The sequence below is a fragment of the Streptomyces murinus genome (assembly GCF_002154555.1).
GTDB lineage: Bacteria > Actinomycetota > Actinomycetes > Streptomycetales > Streptomycetaceae > Streptomyces > Streptomyces murinus.
In genome coordinates this window covers 1-15,284 of the sequence record NZ_MUNF01000190.1, presented here as the reverse complement: position 1 = coordinate 15,284, position 15,284 = coordinate 1, and the positions used below count along the sequence as shown (strand labels likewise).

At 71.7% G+C, this 15,284-nt stretch carries 15 protein-coding genes, 1 pseudogene and 1 riboswitch; of the genes and pseudogenes, 7 read left to right on the top strand and 9 right to left on the bottom strand.

The genetic code is table 11. From position 1 onward, the window contains the following. Positions 1 to 52: 52 nt before the first annotated feature. Positions 53 to 1,099, top strand: a complete 1,047-nt coding sequence (locus tag CCN72_RS13800; RefSeq protein WP_086807782.1) for a GNAT family N-acetyltransferase — start codon at positions 53 to 55, stop codon at positions 1,097 to 1,099. 28 nt (positions 1,100 to 1,127) lie between these two features. Here CCN72_RS13800 and CCN72_RS13795 read toward each other — a convergent pair whose 3' ends face one another. After that, complete coding sequence (locus CCN72_RS13795; protein WP_086807781.1) at positions 1,128 to 1,406, bottom strand: DUF4031 domain-containing protein; 279 nt, start codon at positions 1,404 to 1,406, stop codon at positions 1,128 to 1,130. Between the two features lie 7 nt (positions 1,407 to 1,413). Further along, positions 1,414 to 1,797 (bottom strand): hypothetical protein, encoded by a 384-nt coding sequence (locus CCN72_RS13790; RefSeq protein ID WP_086807780.1) that lies wholly within the window; start codon positions 1,795 to 1,797, stop codon positions 1,414 to 1,416. Between the two features lie 56 nt (positions 1,798 to 1,853). Between CCN72_RS13790 and CCN72_RS13785 the strand changes: the two genes are divergently transcribed. From CCN72_RS13785 to CCN72_RS13775, 3 genes are all read left to right on the top strand, one after another. Then, entirely contained in the window at positions 1,854 to 2,759 is a 906-nt protein-coding gene (locus CCN72_RS13785) for a MurR/RpiR family transcriptional regulator (protein WP_086807779.1), read from the top strand. A gap of 77 nt (positions 2,760 to 2,836) precedes the next feature. After that, the gene (gene murQ / locus CCN72_RS13780) at positions 2,837 to 3,760 is read left to right on the top strand and encodes an N-acetylmuramic acid 6-phosphate etherase (protein WP_086807778.1); all 924 of its coding nucleotides are present in this window, start codon (positions 2,837 to 2,839) and stop codon (positions 3,758 to 3,760) included. Between the two features lie 15 nt (positions 3,761 to 3,775). Then, on the top strand, positions 3,776 to 5,227 hold the full coding sequence (locus CCN72_RS13775) for a PTS transporter subunit EIIC (RefSeq protein ID WP_086807777.1): 1,452 nt from the start codon (positions 3,776 to 3,778) through the stop codon (positions 5,225 to 5,227). 183 nt (positions 5,228 to 5,410) lie between these two features. Here CCN72_RS13775 and CCN72_RS41520 read toward each other — a convergent pair. After that, positions 5,411 to 5,779 (bottom strand): annotated as a pseudogene (locus CCN72_RS41520) (class I SAM-dependent methyltransferase); the annotation flags it as partial. Between the two features lie 127 nt (positions 5,780 to 5,906). Here CCN72_RS41520 and CCN72_RS13765 point away from each other — a divergent pair. Next, complete coding sequence (locus CCN72_RS13765; protein WP_086807776.1) at positions 5,907 to 6,488, top strand: hypothetical protein; 582 nt, start codon at positions 5,907 to 5,909, stop codon at positions 6,486 to 6,488. A gap of 17 nt (positions 6,489 to 6,505) precedes the next feature. Here the strand turns inward: CCN72_RS13765 and CCN72_RS13760 are convergent, their stop codons facing one another. From CCN72_RS13760 to thrC, 5 genes are all read right to left on the bottom strand, one after another. Beyond that, positions 6,506 to 7,633, bottom strand: coding sequence for an NADH:flavin oxidoreductase (locus CCN72_RS13760; protein ID WP_086807775.1), 1,128 nt, complete (start codon positions 7,631 to 7,633; stop codon positions 6,506 to 6,508). A gap of 231 nt (positions 7,634 to 7,864) precedes the next feature. Further along, positions 7,865 to 9,487, bottom strand: a complete 1,623-nt coding sequence (gene groL, locus CCN72_RS13755; RefSeq protein WP_037653355.1) for a chaperonin GroEL — start codon at positions 9,485 to 9,487, stop codon at positions 7,865 to 7,867. Positions 9,488 to 9,805: 318 nt separating this feature from the next. Next, the gene (locus CCN72_RS13750) at positions 9,806 to 10,009 is read right to left on the bottom strand and encodes a cold-shock protein (RefSeq protein ID WP_037653356.1); all 204 of its coding nucleotides are present in this window, start codon (positions 10,007 to 10,009) and stop codon (positions 9,806 to 9,808) included. 443 nt (positions 10,010 to 10,452) lie between these two features. Then, complete coding sequence (locus CCN72_RS13745) at positions 10,453 to 10,731, bottom strand: MoaD/ThiS family protein (RefSeq protein WP_037653358.1); 279 nt, start codon at positions 10,729 to 10,731, stop codon at positions 10,453 to 10,455. Continuing rightward, positions 10,728 to 12,011, bottom strand: coding sequence for a threonine synthase (thrC, locus tag CCN72_RS13740; RefSeq protein WP_085565340.1), 1,284 nt, complete (start codon positions 12,009 to 12,011; stop codon positions 10,728 to 10,730). The genes CCN72_RS13745 and thrC overlap by 4 nt, the downstream gene beginning before the upstream one ends. 18 nt (positions 12,012 to 12,029) lie before the next feature. Continuing rightward, a riboswitch (SAM riboswitch) is annotated at positions 12,030 to 12,175 on the bottom strand. A gap of 161 nt (positions 12,176 to 12,336) precedes the next feature. Between thrC and CCN72_RS13735 the strand changes: the two genes are divergently transcribed. Further along, on the top strand, positions 12,337 to 13,281 hold the full coding sequence (locus CCN72_RS13735) for a glucosyl-3-phosphoglycerate synthase (protein WP_086807774.1): 945 nt from the start codon (positions 12,337 to 12,339) through the stop codon (positions 13,279 to 13,281). Between the two features lie 83 nt (positions 13,282 to 13,364). Continuing rightward, entirely contained in the window at positions 13,365 to 14,792 is a 1,428-nt protein-coding gene (locus CCN72_RS13730; protein WP_086807773.1) for an alpha,alpha-trehalose-phosphate synthase (UDP-forming), read from the top strand. Here the strand turns inward: CCN72_RS13730 and CCN72_RS13725 are convergent. Beyond that, positions 14,780 to 15,284, bottom strand: a 505-nt coding sequence (locus CCN72_RS13725; protein WP_279630237.1) for a trehalose-phosphatase, incomplete at its 5' end; no start/stop codon positions are given. The genes CCN72_RS13730 and CCN72_RS13725 overlap by 13 nt on opposite strands.

The following is a 15,284-nucleotide window of genomic DNA, read 5'->3' as shown; positions in this document are numbered from 1 at the left end:
ATTGTCAGACAGGCCCTAGGGTGCGCCCATGCGAGCGATGAGCGGGGAACATGTGACCGAGGCCGTGGCCGGGTGTCTTGCCGTGCTGCGCGCGGCGGCCGACCGGGACTGGCGGAGTGTCCGCGCCGGGCGGGTGGAGTGGGACTGCCACACCACCGCCGTGCATGTCGCGGACGACCTCGTGGCGTACGCCGCCAATCTGGCCGGGCGCGCCCGGGACGCCTACATACCCTTCGAGCTGAAGCTGGACGAGGGCACCGACAACGCGGGGCTGATCCAGGTCCTGGAGGCCACCGGCGCGCTGCTCGCCGCCGCCGTGGTCACCGCGCCGCCGGGCGTCCGCGCCTTCCACCCCTACCCGTTCCGCGACGCCGACCGCTCGGGCTTCGCCGCGATGGGCGTCACCGAAGTCCTGCTGCACACCCATGACATGGCCGAGGGCCTCGGCCTCCCCTACGAGCCGTCCGCCGAGCTCGCCGAGTCCGTCCTCGCCACGATCTTCCCGCACATCCAGCCCGGCCCCCGGCCCTGGCCGACCCTGCTGTGGGCGACCGGCCGCGGGGAGCTGCCCGGCCGGGCCCCGGTCACCGAGTGGCGCTGGTACAACAACCTCGTCCTGAGGTCCGAGCGCCTCACCCTCACCGGCGTCCGCCCGGCCGCCGCCCACGATCTCGCCCTCGGCGGCGACGGCGGCTTCGACTGGATCGGCGACGGCCCCGAGGAGGGCACCCGGGACGCCGCCAGGATGCTCCTGAAGGCGTACGAAGCGGGCGTCCACCGGCCCGAGTTCACCTCCTTCACCCTCGTCCGCACCGAGGACGGCCACGCGGTCGGCGCCCTCGGCTTCCACGGCGCCCCGGACGAGGACGGCCGGGTGGAGATCGGCTACAACCTGGTCGAGGAGGTCCGCGGCCAGGGGTACGCGACGGAGGCGCTGCGCGCGCTGGCCCGGTGGGCGCTGGCCCGCGAGGACGTACGGACGCTGTACGCACGGGCGCAGAAGACCAACACCGCCTCCCAGCGGGTCCTCGTCCGCGCCGGGTTCGAACCGGCGGGCGCGATCGACGACCGGCTCCTGGCCTACGAGCTGCACGCGTGAACGCGGTCCGGTGAATACGCGAGGACGGCTACGAAAGCCCCCGCCGCACCAGCCCCTTGGGCCGCCGCAGCCCCGACTCCCGCAGCAGCCGCACCAGTTCACGGCTGCCGACCTCCACCGCGCCGGCCGCCACCGCGTCCGCGTACCGGTGCGCGGGAAGGTCGTAGTGATCGCGTTCGAAGGCCCGCCGGGGCACCCCCAACCCGTCGGCGAACAGCCGGAGTTCGCCGTACGACACATCGCTGACCAGGTGCGACCACAGCCGCCCGTGGCCCGGCCAGGTGGGCGGGTCGATGTACACCGTCACGGGCGCCTCACGAGGACGGGGCCGGGTCGATGGCGGAGCCCAGCAGGCCGACGGCCGCGACCTTGACGCCCGCCCGATGGCACACCCAGTGCGGGTCGGGGCCCAGTTCGGGCTCCACCTCCAGCGCGTGCGGGTCGCCCGAGCCGCAGACCGGGCACAGCGGCCAGCGGCCGTACCGCTCCAGCAGCGCGTCCTGCACGTCCTGGGCGACCAGACCGGCCACGAAGTGCACGCCGTCCGGCCACTGCTCGACCCACCAGCGCCGCTGCGTGACGGAGTCCTCGACCAGCGAGACCACGTCCGCCTCCGCGACCCGGCCGGCCACGAGATCGGCGAGGACCAGGGCGCGGGCGGCGTGCAAGGCCTGTTCAAGGGGACTGATGGGCTCCATACAACCCATTGTGCGCACTCTTGACCCGGACACCGAACCGAAAATATCTTTCAGAGGTGACCCAGGACGTGAAGGAAAGTTTCGGCAGTCCGGTGGGCTCGCTCGCCGCCAAGGTGCGCACCCTCGCGCCGTCGATGACCCGGTCCATGCTGCGCGTCGCCGAGGCCGTCGCGAGCGACCCGGCCGGCTGCGCCGCCCTCACGGTCACCGGCCTCGCCGAACTGACCGGCACCAGCGAGGCCACCGTCGTCCGCACCGCGCGGCTGCTCGGCTACCCCGGCTACCGGGATCTGCGGCTCGCCCTCGCGGGTCTGGCCGCCCAGCAGCAGTCCGGGCGGGCGCCCGCCATCACCACCGACATCGCCGTGGACGACCCGATCGCCGACGTCGTCACCAAACTGGCGTACGAGGAGCAGCAGACCCTCGCCGACACCGCCGCCGGACTCGACACCGGCCAGCTCGGCGCGGCCGTCACCGCGCTCGCCGGGGCCCGCCGCACCGATGTGTACGGCATAGGGGCGTCCGGACTCGTCGCCCAGGACCTCACCCAGAAGCTGCTGCGCATAGGGCTCATAGCGCACGCGCACAGCGATCCGCATCTCGCCGTGACCAACGCCGTCCAGCTCCGCTCGGGCGACGTGGCGATCGCGATCACCCACTCCGGCTCGACGGGGGACGTCATCGAGCCGCTGCGGGCCGCCTTCGAGCGCGGGGCGACCACCGTGGCCATCACCGGCCGCCCCGACTCACCGGTCACCCAGTACGCCGACCACGTACTGACCACGTCCACCTCACGGGAGACCGAGCTGCGCCCGGCCGCGATGTCCTCGCGGACGAGCCAACTGCTCGTGGTGGACTGCCTGTTCGTGGGAGTGGCCCAGCGCACGTACGAGACGGCGGCACCCTCGCTCGCCGCGTCGTACGAGGCGCTGGCGCACCGGCATCGCAGCAACTCCAGGTGAGCACCTGCGCCGACACCAGGTGAGCACCGGCACCGGGGGAACACCAACCGGCATTCGAGACCGAGAGAGCCGCTCCCATGACCGCCCATGACCTGCGCAGCCAGCTGGCCTCGCTGACCACCGAGGCCTTCCGACCCGAACTCGCCGACATCGACCGCCTGCCCACCCTCGACATCGCCCGTCTGATGAACGCCGAGGACGCGGGCGTGCCCGCCGCCGTCGCCGGCCAGCTCCCCCGTATCTCCGCCGCCATCGACGCGGTGGCCGCGCGGATGACCCGGGGCGGGCGCCTGATCTACGCCGGCGCGGGGACCGCGGGGCGCCTCGGCGTCCTGGACGCCTCCGAGTGCCCGCCCACCTTCAACACCGATCCCGCCCAGGTCGTCGGATTGATCGCGGGCGGCCCGGAGGCGGTGGTCACCTCCGTGGAGGGCGCCGAGGACTCGGACGAGCTGGCCCGCGCCGACCTCGACGCGCTCAAGCTCACCGCCGAGGACAGCGTGGTCGGCGTCTCCGCCTCCGGCCGTACCCCGTACGCCGTCGGCGCGGTCGAGCACGCCCGCGCCCAGGGCGCCCTGACCATCGGACTGGCCTGCAACGAGCACAGCGCGCTGGCGGCCGCCGCCGAGCACGGCATCGAGATCGTCGTGGGACCCGAGCTGATCACCGGCTCCACCCGGCTCAAGGCGGGCACCGCGCAGAAACTCGTCCTCAACATGCTGTCGACCATCACGATGATCCGGCTCGGCAAGACGTACGGGAACCTGATGGTCGATGTGCGCGCCTCCAACGCCAAGCTGCGGGCGCGCTCACGCCGGATCGTCGCGCTGGCCACGGGCGCGGGGGACCCGGAGATCGAGCGGGCGCTGACCGAGTCCGGCGGCGAGGTGAAGACCGCGATCCTCGTCCTGCTGGCCGATGTCGACGGCCCCGCGGCCGCCCGCCTTCTGGAGGACTCCGGGGGCCATCTGCGCGCCGCGCTGGCCCGCGCGACCGGCTGACCGCACGCTCAAGGGGTGCACACGGACCCCGCCTTCACCGCGACCGCCGTCCTCACCCACCTCGGCGGCCCCGCCAACGTCACCTCCGTGACCCACTGCATGACCCGGCTGCGGCTCACCCTCGCGGACCCGGACGCGGCGGACGGCACCGGGCTGCGGGCGGTGCCGGGGGTGCTGGGGGTGGTGGCGGACGGGGCCGCGTGGCAGATCGTGCTGGGGCCGGGCGTGGTGGACGCGGTGACGGACCAGGTGCGGGCGCGGGTGGAGGAAGGCGTTCAGACAGGGCGGCCATCCGTTGGAGCGGACCTGAAGGAGGATCTGCGCCGCCGCAACTCCACCCCCTTCAAGACCGCTCTGCGCCGCATCGCGAACGTCTTCGTGCCCCTCATCCCCGCCCTGATCGGCTGCGGCATCCTCGCGGGTCTGGGCGGCGTGCTCCAGAACACCGGTTGGCTGCCCGGCCTCACCCCCGCGCTCACCACGGTGGCCTCGGCCTTCATGGCGCTGCTCGCGGTGTTCGTCGGCTACAACACCGCCCAGGAGTTCGGCGGCACCCCCGTGCTGGGCGCGGCGGTGGCGGCGGTGGTCGTGTACCCGGGCGTGGCCAAGGTGACGGCGTTCGGGACACAGCTCGCCCCCGGCCAGGGCGGGGTCCTCGGCGCGCTGGCGGCGGCCTTCCTCGCCACCCGGGTGGAACGCTTCTGCCGGGGCCGCGTCCCGGAGACCCTGGACGTCCTGCTCACCCCCACGGTGACCGTCCTCGTCCCCGGCCTGATCACCCTCTACGGACTGATGTACGCGGCCGGTACGGTCGCCACCGCGATCGGCGCCGCCGCGAACGGGCTCCTGGCCACGGCCGGGGCGCCGGCCGGTCTGCTGCTGGGCGGCCTCTTCCTCCCGCTGGTCATGCTGGGCCTGCACCAGGCTCTGATCCCCATCCACGCCACCCTCATCCAGCAGCAGGGCTACACCGTCCTGCTCCCCCTGCTGTCCATGGCGGGCGCGGGCCAGGTGGGCGCGGCCCTCGCGGTGTACGTCCGGCTGCGCCACGACCGCTCACTGCGCACGACGATCCGCTCGGCCCTGCCCGCCGGACTGCTCGGCGTCGGCGAGCCGCTGATCTACGGCGTCTCCCTGCCGCTCGGCCGCCCCTTCCTGACCGCCTGCGCGGGCGGTGCGGCCGGCGGCGCGTTCATCGGCGCCTTCGCGATGCTCGGCACGAAGGTCGGCGCGACGGCGATCGGCCCCTCCGGCTGGGCCCTCTTCCCCCTGCTGTCCGGCAACCGGAGCCTCGCGGCCACCGCGGCGATCTACGCGGGCGGCCTCCTCACCGGCTACACGGTCGGCTTCCTTGCCACCTGGCTCACCCTCCCGAGGAGCGCGCCACACCAGGGTGTACCGCCAGAAGAACCCCCGCCGCAGCCGGACCCCGGGCAGCAGCCGACGGGCCTGTCCGGCAATCTCTGAGAAGTCCATCTCCGGCCCCTTGACCGGCGCGGTCATGCCCACGGGCCGTTCCGCGGTGGCCCGCCCCCGGTTCTTCACCCAGCCGAACAGCGCGTTGAGCGGCACGGAGAGCATCCCGCGCACATCCTCGTCCCGGGCGCACCCCACCACGACCAGCGTCCCGCCGGGCGCCAGCTGGGCCCGGAACCGGGTGAGGGTCTCGGCGAAGGGGAGGTGGTGCAGTACGGCGACACAGGTGATGACGTCGTACGGGCCGGGCGGCAGCCCCTCGGGGGCGGCGGCCAGGGTGTACCGGACGTTCGCGGCGGCCCCGGCGTGCTCCCGCGCCCGCTCCAGGATCCCCGGGTCGGCGTCGACCGCGTCCACCCGCTCCGCCCGCCCGGCCAGCAGCCGCGCGAGCTCCCCGGCACCGCACCCCACGTCCAGCGCCCGGCCGGAGCGCCGGGGCAACTGCCGTAACAGCCACGGGTGATAGTGGGCGTTGTGATCCCAGGGGTGGGCGTCGTTGAACCGCCGCAGCCCCTCGATCAACCGCTCCGTCGAAGTCCCCATGGCCCCACCCCACCACATCCTCCCCTTGGGGAGCACCGGTGAAGCCGCACCGGCTTCGCGGCGGCATCCTGGACACTGGGGGCGGGGAACGCGCCAGAAATTCGCCTACCGACCGGAATCCACCACCATGAATCACGCCCAGCTGACCGCCCTCGGCCGAGCGCTCCGGCTGCTCGGGGAGCACGGGGAGGCGTTGGCCGCCGACACTCCGGACGGGCGGCTCCAGGAGATCAGGACCGATCTGCGCAGGGCGCTGGACCTGCTGGAGGAGAGCGTCGGGACGAACGCGCCGGCCACCCGGTGCGCCGAGCATCCGCACGGACCGGTGGACGAGAGCGCCCCCGACCTGTGTCTGCTGTGCGAGACCCGGCGCCGGGCAGCGCGCCGCTCGGAGTACGGCGGCCGGGCGAACCCGGCCGAGCCGGTGGCCGCCGCGCCCTCACGGTACGGTGTCCGGGCCGACCGCCCGCAGCCCCAGCAGCGCTGGCTGCCGGAGCTGTGGAACGGCCAGGAGTGGCAGCTGTGCGGCACCCCCCGGCGGGACCGCCGGGAGGCCGAGGCGTACCTCGCCGCCCAGCGGCGCGGGGCGCGGCCCGCGATGGCGTACCGGCTGGTGCACGAGTTCACCGACTACGAGGTGCTCCGGGTGTGGGGCACCCCGGTACGCGTCGACATCGAGCCGCTGAACGGCAATATCGGCGGGATCTGAGCCCCGGCCGGGCGTCCTCAGCTGAGCGTCTTGATCGACGCCGCGTCGTACGGCGCCAGCTCCGACGTCCGGCCCGCGAGCACCTTCGCGGCCCACTCGGGGTCCTGGAGCAGCGCGCGACCGACCGCGATCATGTCGAACTCGTCGGCCTCCAGGCGGTCGAGCAGGTCGTCGATGCCCTGCACCGGGGAGCCCTCACCGGCGAACGCGCCGGTGAAGTCGCCGTCCAGGCCGACCGAGCCGACGGTGATGGTCTGCTTGCCGGTGAGCTTCTTCGTCCAGCCCGCGAGGTTGAGGTCGGAGCCGTCGAACTCGGGCTGCCAGTAGCGGCGGGTGGAGGCGTGGAAGACGTCGACGCCGGCCGCGGCGAGCGGGGCCAGGATCGCCTCCAGCTCCTGCGGGGTCTCGGCGAGCCGGGCGGTGTAGTCCTGCTGCTTCCACTGCGAGTAGCGGAAGAGGACGGGGAAGGTGGCCGAGACGCGCTCGCGGACCGCGGCGACGATCTCCGCGGCGAACCGGGTGCGGGCCACCAGGTCGCCGCCGTAGGCGTCGGTGCGGCGGTTGGTGCCCTCCCACAGGAACTGGTCGACCAGGTAGCCGTGGGCGCCGTGGATCTCCACGCCGTCGAAGCCGATGCGCTCGGCGTCGGCGGCCGCCTGGGCGAACGCGGCGATGACATCGTCCAGGTCCTGCTGGGTCATGGCCCTGCCGGTGGGCTCGGCGCCCGCGGTGACCAGGCCGGAGGGGCCCATCGCGGGGGCGGCCGGGAAGGGGGCGTCGCCGTCCTTGCGGACCATGCCGATGTGCCACAGCTGCGGGACGATGGTGCCGCCCGCCGCGTGCACGTCCTCGGCGACCTTCGCCCAGCCCGCCAGCTGCTCCTCGCCGTGGAACCGCGGCACCCGGTCGCTCTGGCCGGCCGAGTCATGGCCGACGTAGGTGCCCTCGGTGACGATCAGGCCGACGCCCGCGGCGGCGCGGCGGGAGTAGTACGAGCGCACGTTCTCGCCGGGGATGCCGCCCGGGGAGAACATCCGGGTCATCGGCGCCATCGCGATCCGGTTGGGGACGGTGAGGCCGTTGAGCGTGATGGGGCGGGAGAGTACCTGGGCCGCGCGGGAGGCGGGCTGCGTGTCGACGGTCACGTGGGGGCTCCTCAGAAGGCTGCTAACCGAGCGGTATGTGAATGCGCATTGTTGTAGCTGCTTAAGTAAGCCGCTGTACAGAGGCCAGCATTCCCGGACCCGGAAGCGGCCGTCTGTGACGCCGGACACGCCCGGGTGAGAGGGGAGCCCGGGAAAAGCCCGAGGGCGGTACCCCCTGCCTCTGACAGGAAGTACCGCCCTCGGTAAGGACGTTGATCAACCGGAGGTCGATCAGAAGTCCATGTCACCGCCCGGCATGCCGCCCGGAGCGGCCGCGGCGGCCTTCTCCGGCTTGTCGGCGATGACGGCCTCGGTGGTGAGGAACAGCGCGGCGATGGAGGCGGCGTTCTGCAGCGCGGAACGGGTCACCTTCGCCGGGTCGATGATGCCCTCGGCGACCAGGTCGACGTACTCGCCGGTCGCGGCGTTCAGGCCGTGGCCCGGGGTCAGGTTGCGCACCTTCTCCACCACGACACCGCCCTCAAGGCCGGCGTTGACGGCGATCTGCTTCAGCGGGGCCTCCAGGGCGATGCGCACGGCGTTGGCGCCGGTCGCCTCGTCACCCTCGAGCTCCAGCTTCTCGAAGACCTGGGAGGCCTGGAGCAGGGCCACGCCACCACCGGCGACGATGCCCTCCTCGACGGCCGCCTTGGCGTTGCGCACGGCGTCCTCGATGCGGTGCTTGCGCTCCTTGAGCTCCACCTCGGTGGCGGCACCGGCCTTGATGACCGCGACGCCGCCCGCGAGCTTGGCCAGGCGCTCCTGGAGCTTCTCGCGGTCGTAGTCCGAGTCGCTGTTCTCGATCTCGGCGCGGATCTGGTTCACCCGGCCGTTGACCTGCTCCGAGGAGCCGGCACCGTCGACGATGGTGGTCTCGTCCTTGGTGATGACGACCTTGCGGGCGCGGCCCAGGAGGTCCAGGGTCGCGTTCTCCAGCTTGAGGCCGACCTCCTCGGAGATGACCTCGCCGCCCGTGAGGATGGCGATGTCGCCGAGCATGGCCTTGCGGCGGTCGCCGAAGCCCGGGGCCTTGACGGCGACGGACTTGAAGGTGCCGCGGATCTTGTTGACGACCAGGGTCGACAGGGCCTCGCCCTCGACGTCCTCGGCGATGATCAGCAGCGGCTTGCCCGACTGCATGACCTTCTCCAGGAGCGGGAGCAGGTCCTTGACGGAGCCGATCTTGGAGTTCGCGATGAGGATGTACGGGTCCTCCAGCGACGCCTCCATGCGCTCCATGTCGGTGGCGAAGTAGGCGGAGATGTAGCCCTTGTCGAAGCGCATGCCCTCGGTGAGCTCAAGCTCCAGACCGAAGGTGTTGCTCTCCTCGACGGTGATGACGCCTTCCTTGCCGACCTTGTCCATCGCCTCGGCGATCAGCTCGCCGATCTGGGTGTCGGCGGCGGAGATGGACGCGGTGGAGGCGATCTGCTCCTTGGTCTCGACGTCCTTCGCCTGCTCCAGCAGGGCGGCGGAGACGGCCTCGACGGCCTTCTCGATACCGCGCTTCAGGGCCATCGGGTTGGCACCGGCGGCGACGTTGCGCAGGCCTTCCTTGACCAGGGCCTGGGCGAGGACGGTCGCGGTGGTCGTACCGTCACCGGCGACGTCGTCCGTCTTCTTGGCGACTTCCTTGACCAGCTCGGCGCCGATCTTCTCGTACGGGTCCTCGAGCTCGATCTCCTTGGCGATGGAGACACCATCGTTGGTGATCGTGGGGGCGCCCCACTTCTTCTCGAGGACGACGTTGCGACCCTTGGGGCCGAGCGTCACCTTGACGGCGTCCGCGAGCTGGTTCATGCCGCGCTCGAGGCCGCGCCGCGCCTCCTCGTCGAACGCGATGATCTTGGCCATGTGAAGTGGTCCCTCCAGGACTGGGGGTGATTCCTTCGGACCGCGCCCGCGCCCGCGACGGACGGTTCGCCGGCCTGTGGTTCCTTGCCCCACATGGCCTGCGGACCTCACCGACCCGGTCCTTCTTTGTCACTCTCACCTTCAGAGTGCTAACGCAATGATTAGCACTCGGCATGGTCGAGTGCAAGCGCCTTGCCCCTCCTCGGGCCACCTCGGCGGCCGGGTCAGCCGGAGGCGAACACGCGTGGGCGCCCGGGCCCGGGCACGCCGAAGGGCCCGCACCCTGTGCGAGGTGCGGGCCCTTCGGTGGAGAAACGTTCAGACGGCGACGCGAACCATGTCGGCCTGCGGACCCTTCTGGCCCTGCGAGATCTCGAACTCCACTCGCTGGCCCTCCTCCAGGGTGCGGTAGCCGTCCATCTGAATGGCGCTGTAATGGACGAAGACGTCCGCACCACCGTCGACCGCGATGAAGCCGTACCCCTTCTCCGCGTTGAACCACTTGACGGTGCCCTGAGCCATGCCTAACTCCCCTATTACTGGCCCTTGCACAGATCCACACTTCGCGGACCCGGGTCAGACCTCGCCCCCATTACGTCGGGGGCGTGCGCCGGAACGCGTCGACCGCGGCTGAATGTATCTGTCCAACTGCCGTCTGCAACAGGTCAATTGGACGAGAATTCTGGACGCGAACGATCCGGAATGTGGGGAGAATTCACCCGAATTCAGGGCAAGTCGGGCCCCGTAAAAGACGCAAAAGCCGCGGAAAGCCCGTGTATTTTGGCTACTTCTTATCGGGCTCGCGGAAGGGAATCGAGGGCTTACCCTCGATCATCGGAGGGCGCGTTCCCCAACTGTACCGCGCTCAATCACGCAGAATTGCCCCCTCCGCTTCTCTCACGGAGAGGGCAATCCGATGTACTTTCGGTGACCGTCATTACCTAAGGTAATGATCGATCATTCGGTCAGCAGCCGCCGGCCACCGCCGGGATGATGGAGACCCCCGCGCCGTCCGGGGTGGAGGTCTGAAGGCCCTGCTCGAAACGGACGTCGTCGTCGTTGACGTAGACGTTCACGAACCGGCGCAGCTTGCCCTGGTCGTCCAGGACGCGGGCGGCGATGCCGGTGTGGTTCTTCTCCAGGTCCTCGATGACCTCGCCGAGGGTGGTGCCCTCGGCGGCGACCTCGGCCTGTCCACCGGTGTAGGTGCGCAGGATGGTGGGGATGCGAACGGTCACGCTCATGCGAGGCCAGCCTCTCGGAAGGAGTCCAGGTTCGGGCGGATGGTGGCGGTCAGGCCGGTGCCGGCCACCGCGTCGAGGGTCTTGAGACCGTCGCCGGTGTTGAGGACGACGGTGGTCTTCGCCGGGTCGAGCGCCCCGCTCTCGATCAGCTTCCGCGTGACGCCGACGGTCACCCCGCCGGCCGTCTCGGCGAAGATGCCCTCGGTGCGGGCCAGCAGCTTGATCGCGGCCACCACCTGCTCGTCCGTCACGTCCTCCACCGCGCCGCCGGTGCGCCGGGCGATGTCCAGGACGTAGGGGCCGTCGGCCGGGTTGCCGATGGCGAGGGACTTGGCGATGGTGTTCGGCTTCTGGGGCCGTACGACGTCATGGCCCGCCTTGTAGGCCGTCGACACCGGTGAGCAGCCCTCGGCCTGGGCGCCGAAGATCTTGTACGGCCGGTCCTCGACCAGACCGAGTTCGATCAGCTCCCGGAGCCCCTTGTCGATCTTGGTGAGCTGGGAGCCGGAGGCGATCGGGACCACGATCTGGTCCGGCAGCCGCCAGCCGAGCTGCTCGCAGATCTCGTACGCCAGGGTCTTGGAGCCCTCGGCGTAGTACGGCCGCAGATTCACGTTGACGAAGCCCCAGCCCTCGCCGGCCGGGTCGCCGATCAGCTCGGAGCAGAAGCGGTTCACATCGTCGTAGTTGCCCTCGATGCCGACCAGCTCACCGCCGTAGACCGCGGCCATGACGACCTTGCCCTGCTCCAGGTCGTGCGGGATGAACACGCAGGAGCGCAGCCCGGCGCGGGCGGCGGCGGCGCCGACGGCGCCGGCCAGGTTGCCGGTGGAGGAGCAGGACAGGGTGGTGAAGCCGAAGGCGCGGGCCGCCTCCAGGGCCTGGGCGACGACCCGGTCCTTGAAGGAGTGGGTCGGGTTGCCGGAGTCGTCCTTGACGTACAGACCGCCGGTGACGCCGAGCTCGCGGGCCAGGTTGTCGGCCTTGACCAGCTTGGTCCAGCCGGGGTTGATGTTCGGCTTGTCCGCGACATCGGCCGGGACCGGCAGCAGCGGGGCGTAGCGCCAGATGTTGGCGGGGCCGTCCTCGATCCGCTTGCGCAGCTCTTCGGTGTCGTAGGCGGAGAAGTCGTAGGCGATCTCCAGCGGGCCGAAGCATTCCTCGCAGGCGAAGACCGGGCCGAGCGGGACGCGGTGGCCGCATTCGCGACAGCTGAGGGCGGCGGCGGGGCCGAGATCGACGGTGGGGGTACCGGAGGTGGCAACTGTCTGCACAGCCATGGGAGGCGAGGCCCTTTCTCCTCATCTTCCTCACGACGCACTTCGCCGTGAGACGGATTTGGCACCTTCCCTAGCCGGGAGCCTCGCTGTGATGAGAACGAGAACCGACTGGAGGGTTGCCGGGGCTTCATCGGGCCGTGTCCCTCTGCCCCTCTGGATGAGCGGTATTCGATTGTGTCCGCAGTGCTGCGGTGTGTCCGCGCGCGACCCCCGACATGCGATGGTCATCGGCGTTGCTCAAGACTGTAACCGAAGGCCTGGAGAGTTGAGATAGTCGTCCGTACCGCGAGACGAGCCGCGAGACGAGCGTGAGGAGCCGGGGACCGTGCTGGAAGAAGTCGAGCGCTGGATGGGCAACCGCTCCTGGTCCGTGCGCGATCGGCCGGCGCACCAGGTCCTGGCGGCGAAGGGGCGCACCGGCCAGACCATCAGCGTGGTGCTGCCCGCGCTCGACGAGGAGGAGACCGTCGGCGAGATCGTCGCGGTGATCCGGCGGGATCTGATGGAGCGGGTGCCGCTCGTCGACGAGGTCCTGGTGATCGACTCCGGCTCCACCGACCGCACCTCCGAGGTCGCCGCCGCGGCGGGCGCCCGGGTGGTGCACCGGGACGCGATCCTGCCCCGGATACCGGCGGTGCGGGGCAAGGGCGAGGTGCTGTGGCGCTCGCTGCTGGTGGCCACCGGGGACATCATCTGCTTCATCGACGCGGACCTGCGGGAGTTCTCCTCCGACTTCGTCCTCGGCATCGTCGGCCCGCTGCTCACCGAGCCGGACGTCCAGCTGGTCAAGGCGATGTACGACCGTCCGCTCGCCGGTACGGCGGGGCAGGGCGGCCGGGTCACCGAGCTGATGGCGCGCCCGCTGCTGAACATGCACTGGCCACAGCTGGCGGGCTTCGTGCAGCCGCTGGGCGGGGAGTACGCGGCCCGGCGCTCGCTGCTCGAACAGCTGCCGTTCCCGGTCGGGTACGGGGTCGAGCTGGGCATGCTGGTGGACGCGCTGCACCTGGTGGGCCTGGACGCGCTGGCCCAGGTGGACGTCGGGGTGCGCAAGCACCGGCACCAGGACGGGCAGGCACTCGGCCGGATGGCGGCGGCCATCTACCGCACGGCCCAGCTGCGGCTGGCCCGCGGCCATCTGGTGCGCCCCGCGCTCACCCAGTTCGAGCGGGGGGTCTCCGGCTTCGAGCCGCGTACCTACACGGTGGACACCGAGGAGCGGCCGCCGATGACCGAGATCGCGGAGTACGCCCGGCGCCGGGTGGCGTGAAAGCGCAGGTACGGCCCGCCGCGGCGGTGTTCCGGAGCGGTCCGCGGGTTTGAGGGTTTCCGGGCCGGGCTAGGTTCTGGACCATGGCTTCCACGCACGGTGCTGAGGTGCTGGTCGCGTCCAATCGCGGCCCGGTTTCGTACGAGAGGGGCGAGGACGGTTCGCTGCGCGCCAAGCGGGGCGGCGGCGGGCTGGTCTCGGGTCTGTCGGCGATCGGCCCGGAGACGAACGCGGTCTGGGTGTGCGCCGCGCTGGGCGACGGCGACCGGGCGGCCGTGCGCCGCGCCGAGGGCGGGCTGCTGCCGGAGGCGGACACCGGCGGGCAGCGGGTGCGGATGCTGGACATCGACCCGGAGGTCTTCGCCGCCGCGTACAACGGGATCGCCAACTCGGTGCTCTGGTTCGTGCACCACATGCTCTACCAGACCCCGCTGGAGCCCGTCTTCGACGCGGAGTTCCGGCGGCAGTGGGCGGCGTACGAGGCGTACAACCGGGCGTTCGCGAAGGCGCTGGCCGAGGAGGCGGGCGAGGGCGCGGCGGTGCTGATCCAGGACTACCATCTGGCGCTCGCCCCGCGGATGCTCCGCAGGCTCCGGCCCGATCTGCGCATCGGCCACTTCTCGCACACGCCGTGGGCGCCCGCGGAGTACTTCCGGCTGCTGCCGGACGACATCGCGGCGGAGCTGCTGACCGGGATCCTCGGCGCGGACCGGGCGGCGTTCCTGACCCGGCGCTGGGCGGACGCGTTCACCGAGTGCTGCCACGCGGTGCTGGGGCCCGGGATCCCCGCCGGTACCCGGATCGGGGTGCACGGCCTGGGCGCGGACGCCGACTTCCTGCGCGAGCGGTCCCACCGGCCGGACGTGGCCGAGCGGATGGCGGCGCTGCGGGCGGAGATCGGCGAGGGCCGCCGGGCCATCGTCCGGGTCGACCGCACCGAGCTGTCCAAGAACATCGTGCGCGGACTGCTGGCGTACCGGCAGCTGCTGGACGAGCACCCCGAGTGGCGGGAGAAGGTCGTGCACGTCGCGTTCGCGTACCCCTCCCGGCAGGACCTCGCCGTGTACCGGGAGTACACGGCGGAGGTGCAGCGGGTCGCCGAGGAGATCAACTCGGCCTACGGGACGCCCGGTTGGATCCCGGTGGTGCTGCATGTGAAGGACGACTTCGCCCGTTCCCTGGCCGCGTACCGGCTGGCCGACGTGGCGCTGGTCAACCCGATCCGGGACGGCATGAACCTGGTCGCCAAGGAGGTGCCGGTCGTCTCCGACGAGGGCTGTGTGCTGGTGCTCTCCCGGGAGGCGGGGGCGCACGAGGAGATGGGCGAGGACGCGCTCACGGTCAACCCGTACGACATCACGGGCACGGCCGAGACCCTGCACACGGCGCTGACCATGCCGGCGGCGGAGCGGGCCGAGCGCTCGAAGCGGCTGGCCGCGGCGGGCACGGCGCTGCCGCCGGCCCGGTGGTTCCTGGACCAGCTGAGCGCCCTGGACGATCAGTCCAGCTGAGCCGCCAGCGCGGTGAGGAGTCCGACGACGCCCTCGGGCCCGTCGACCACCAGGTCCGCCCGCTCGGCCAGTTCGGTGACCTCCGTGCTGCCGCTGCACACGAGGAGCCCCGGGGTGCCCTCGGAGCGGAGCTTGTCGACGGCGGCGTAGGCGGGGAGGTCGCCGAGGTCGTCGCCGGCGTAGAGGACGGAGCCGGCGCCGGTCTCGCGGAGGTACTCGCCGAGGGCGACGCCCTTGTCCATGCCGGGCGGGCGCAGTTCGAGGACCATCCGGCCGGGTTCGACGATCAGCCCGTGGCGGGTGGCGAGTTCGGCGAGGGGGGCGCGCAGGGCCTCGTACGCGGCCTGCGGGTCCTGCGCGCGGCGCGTGTGTACGGCGACGGCGCGGCCCTTCTCCTCGATCCAGGTGCCCTGCCAGGCGCCGATCCGGTCCAGCAGGCCCGGCAGCTCGGCGCGGACGGCGGCGACGCCGGGCCTGCTGGACCGGATCGGC

What these genes read in the sequence shown, in the direction of transcription:
- CCN72_RS13790 (WP_086807780.1), bottom strand. Translation starts at nt 1,797, where the DNA reads ATGGAGCCCATCAGTCCCCTTGAACAGGCCTTGCACGCCGCCCGCGCC.
- murQ (WP_086807778.1), top strand. Translation starts at nt 2,837, where the DNA reads ATGACCGCCCATGACCTGCGCAGCCAGCTGGCCTCGCTGACCACCGAG.
- CCN72_RS13765 (WP_086807776.1), top strand. Translation starts at nt 5,907, where the DNA reads ATGAATCACGCCCAGCTGACCGCCCTCGGCCGAGCGCTCCGGCTGCTC.
- groL (WP_037653355.1), bottom strand. Translation starts at nt 9,487, where the DNA reads ATGGCCAAGATCATCGCGTTCGACGAGGAGGCGCGGCGCGGCCTCGAG.
- CCN72_RS13750 (WP_037653356.1), bottom strand. Translation starts at nt 10,009, where the DNA reads ATGGCTCAGGGCACCGTCAAGTGGTTCAACGCGGAGAAGGGGTACGGC.
- CCN72_RS13745 (WP_037653358.1), bottom strand. Translation starts at nt 10,731, where the DNA reads ATGAGCGTGACCGTTCGCATCCCCACCATCCTGCGCACCTACACCGGT.
- thrC (WP_085565340.1), bottom strand. Translation starts at nt 12,011, where the DNA reads ATGGCTGTGCAGACAGTTGCCACCTCCGGTACCCCCACCGTCGATCTC.
- CCN72_RS13730 (WP_086807773.1), top strand. Translation starts at nt 13,365, where the DNA reads ATGGCTTCCACGCACGGTGCTGAGGTGCTGGTCGCGTCCAATCGCGGC.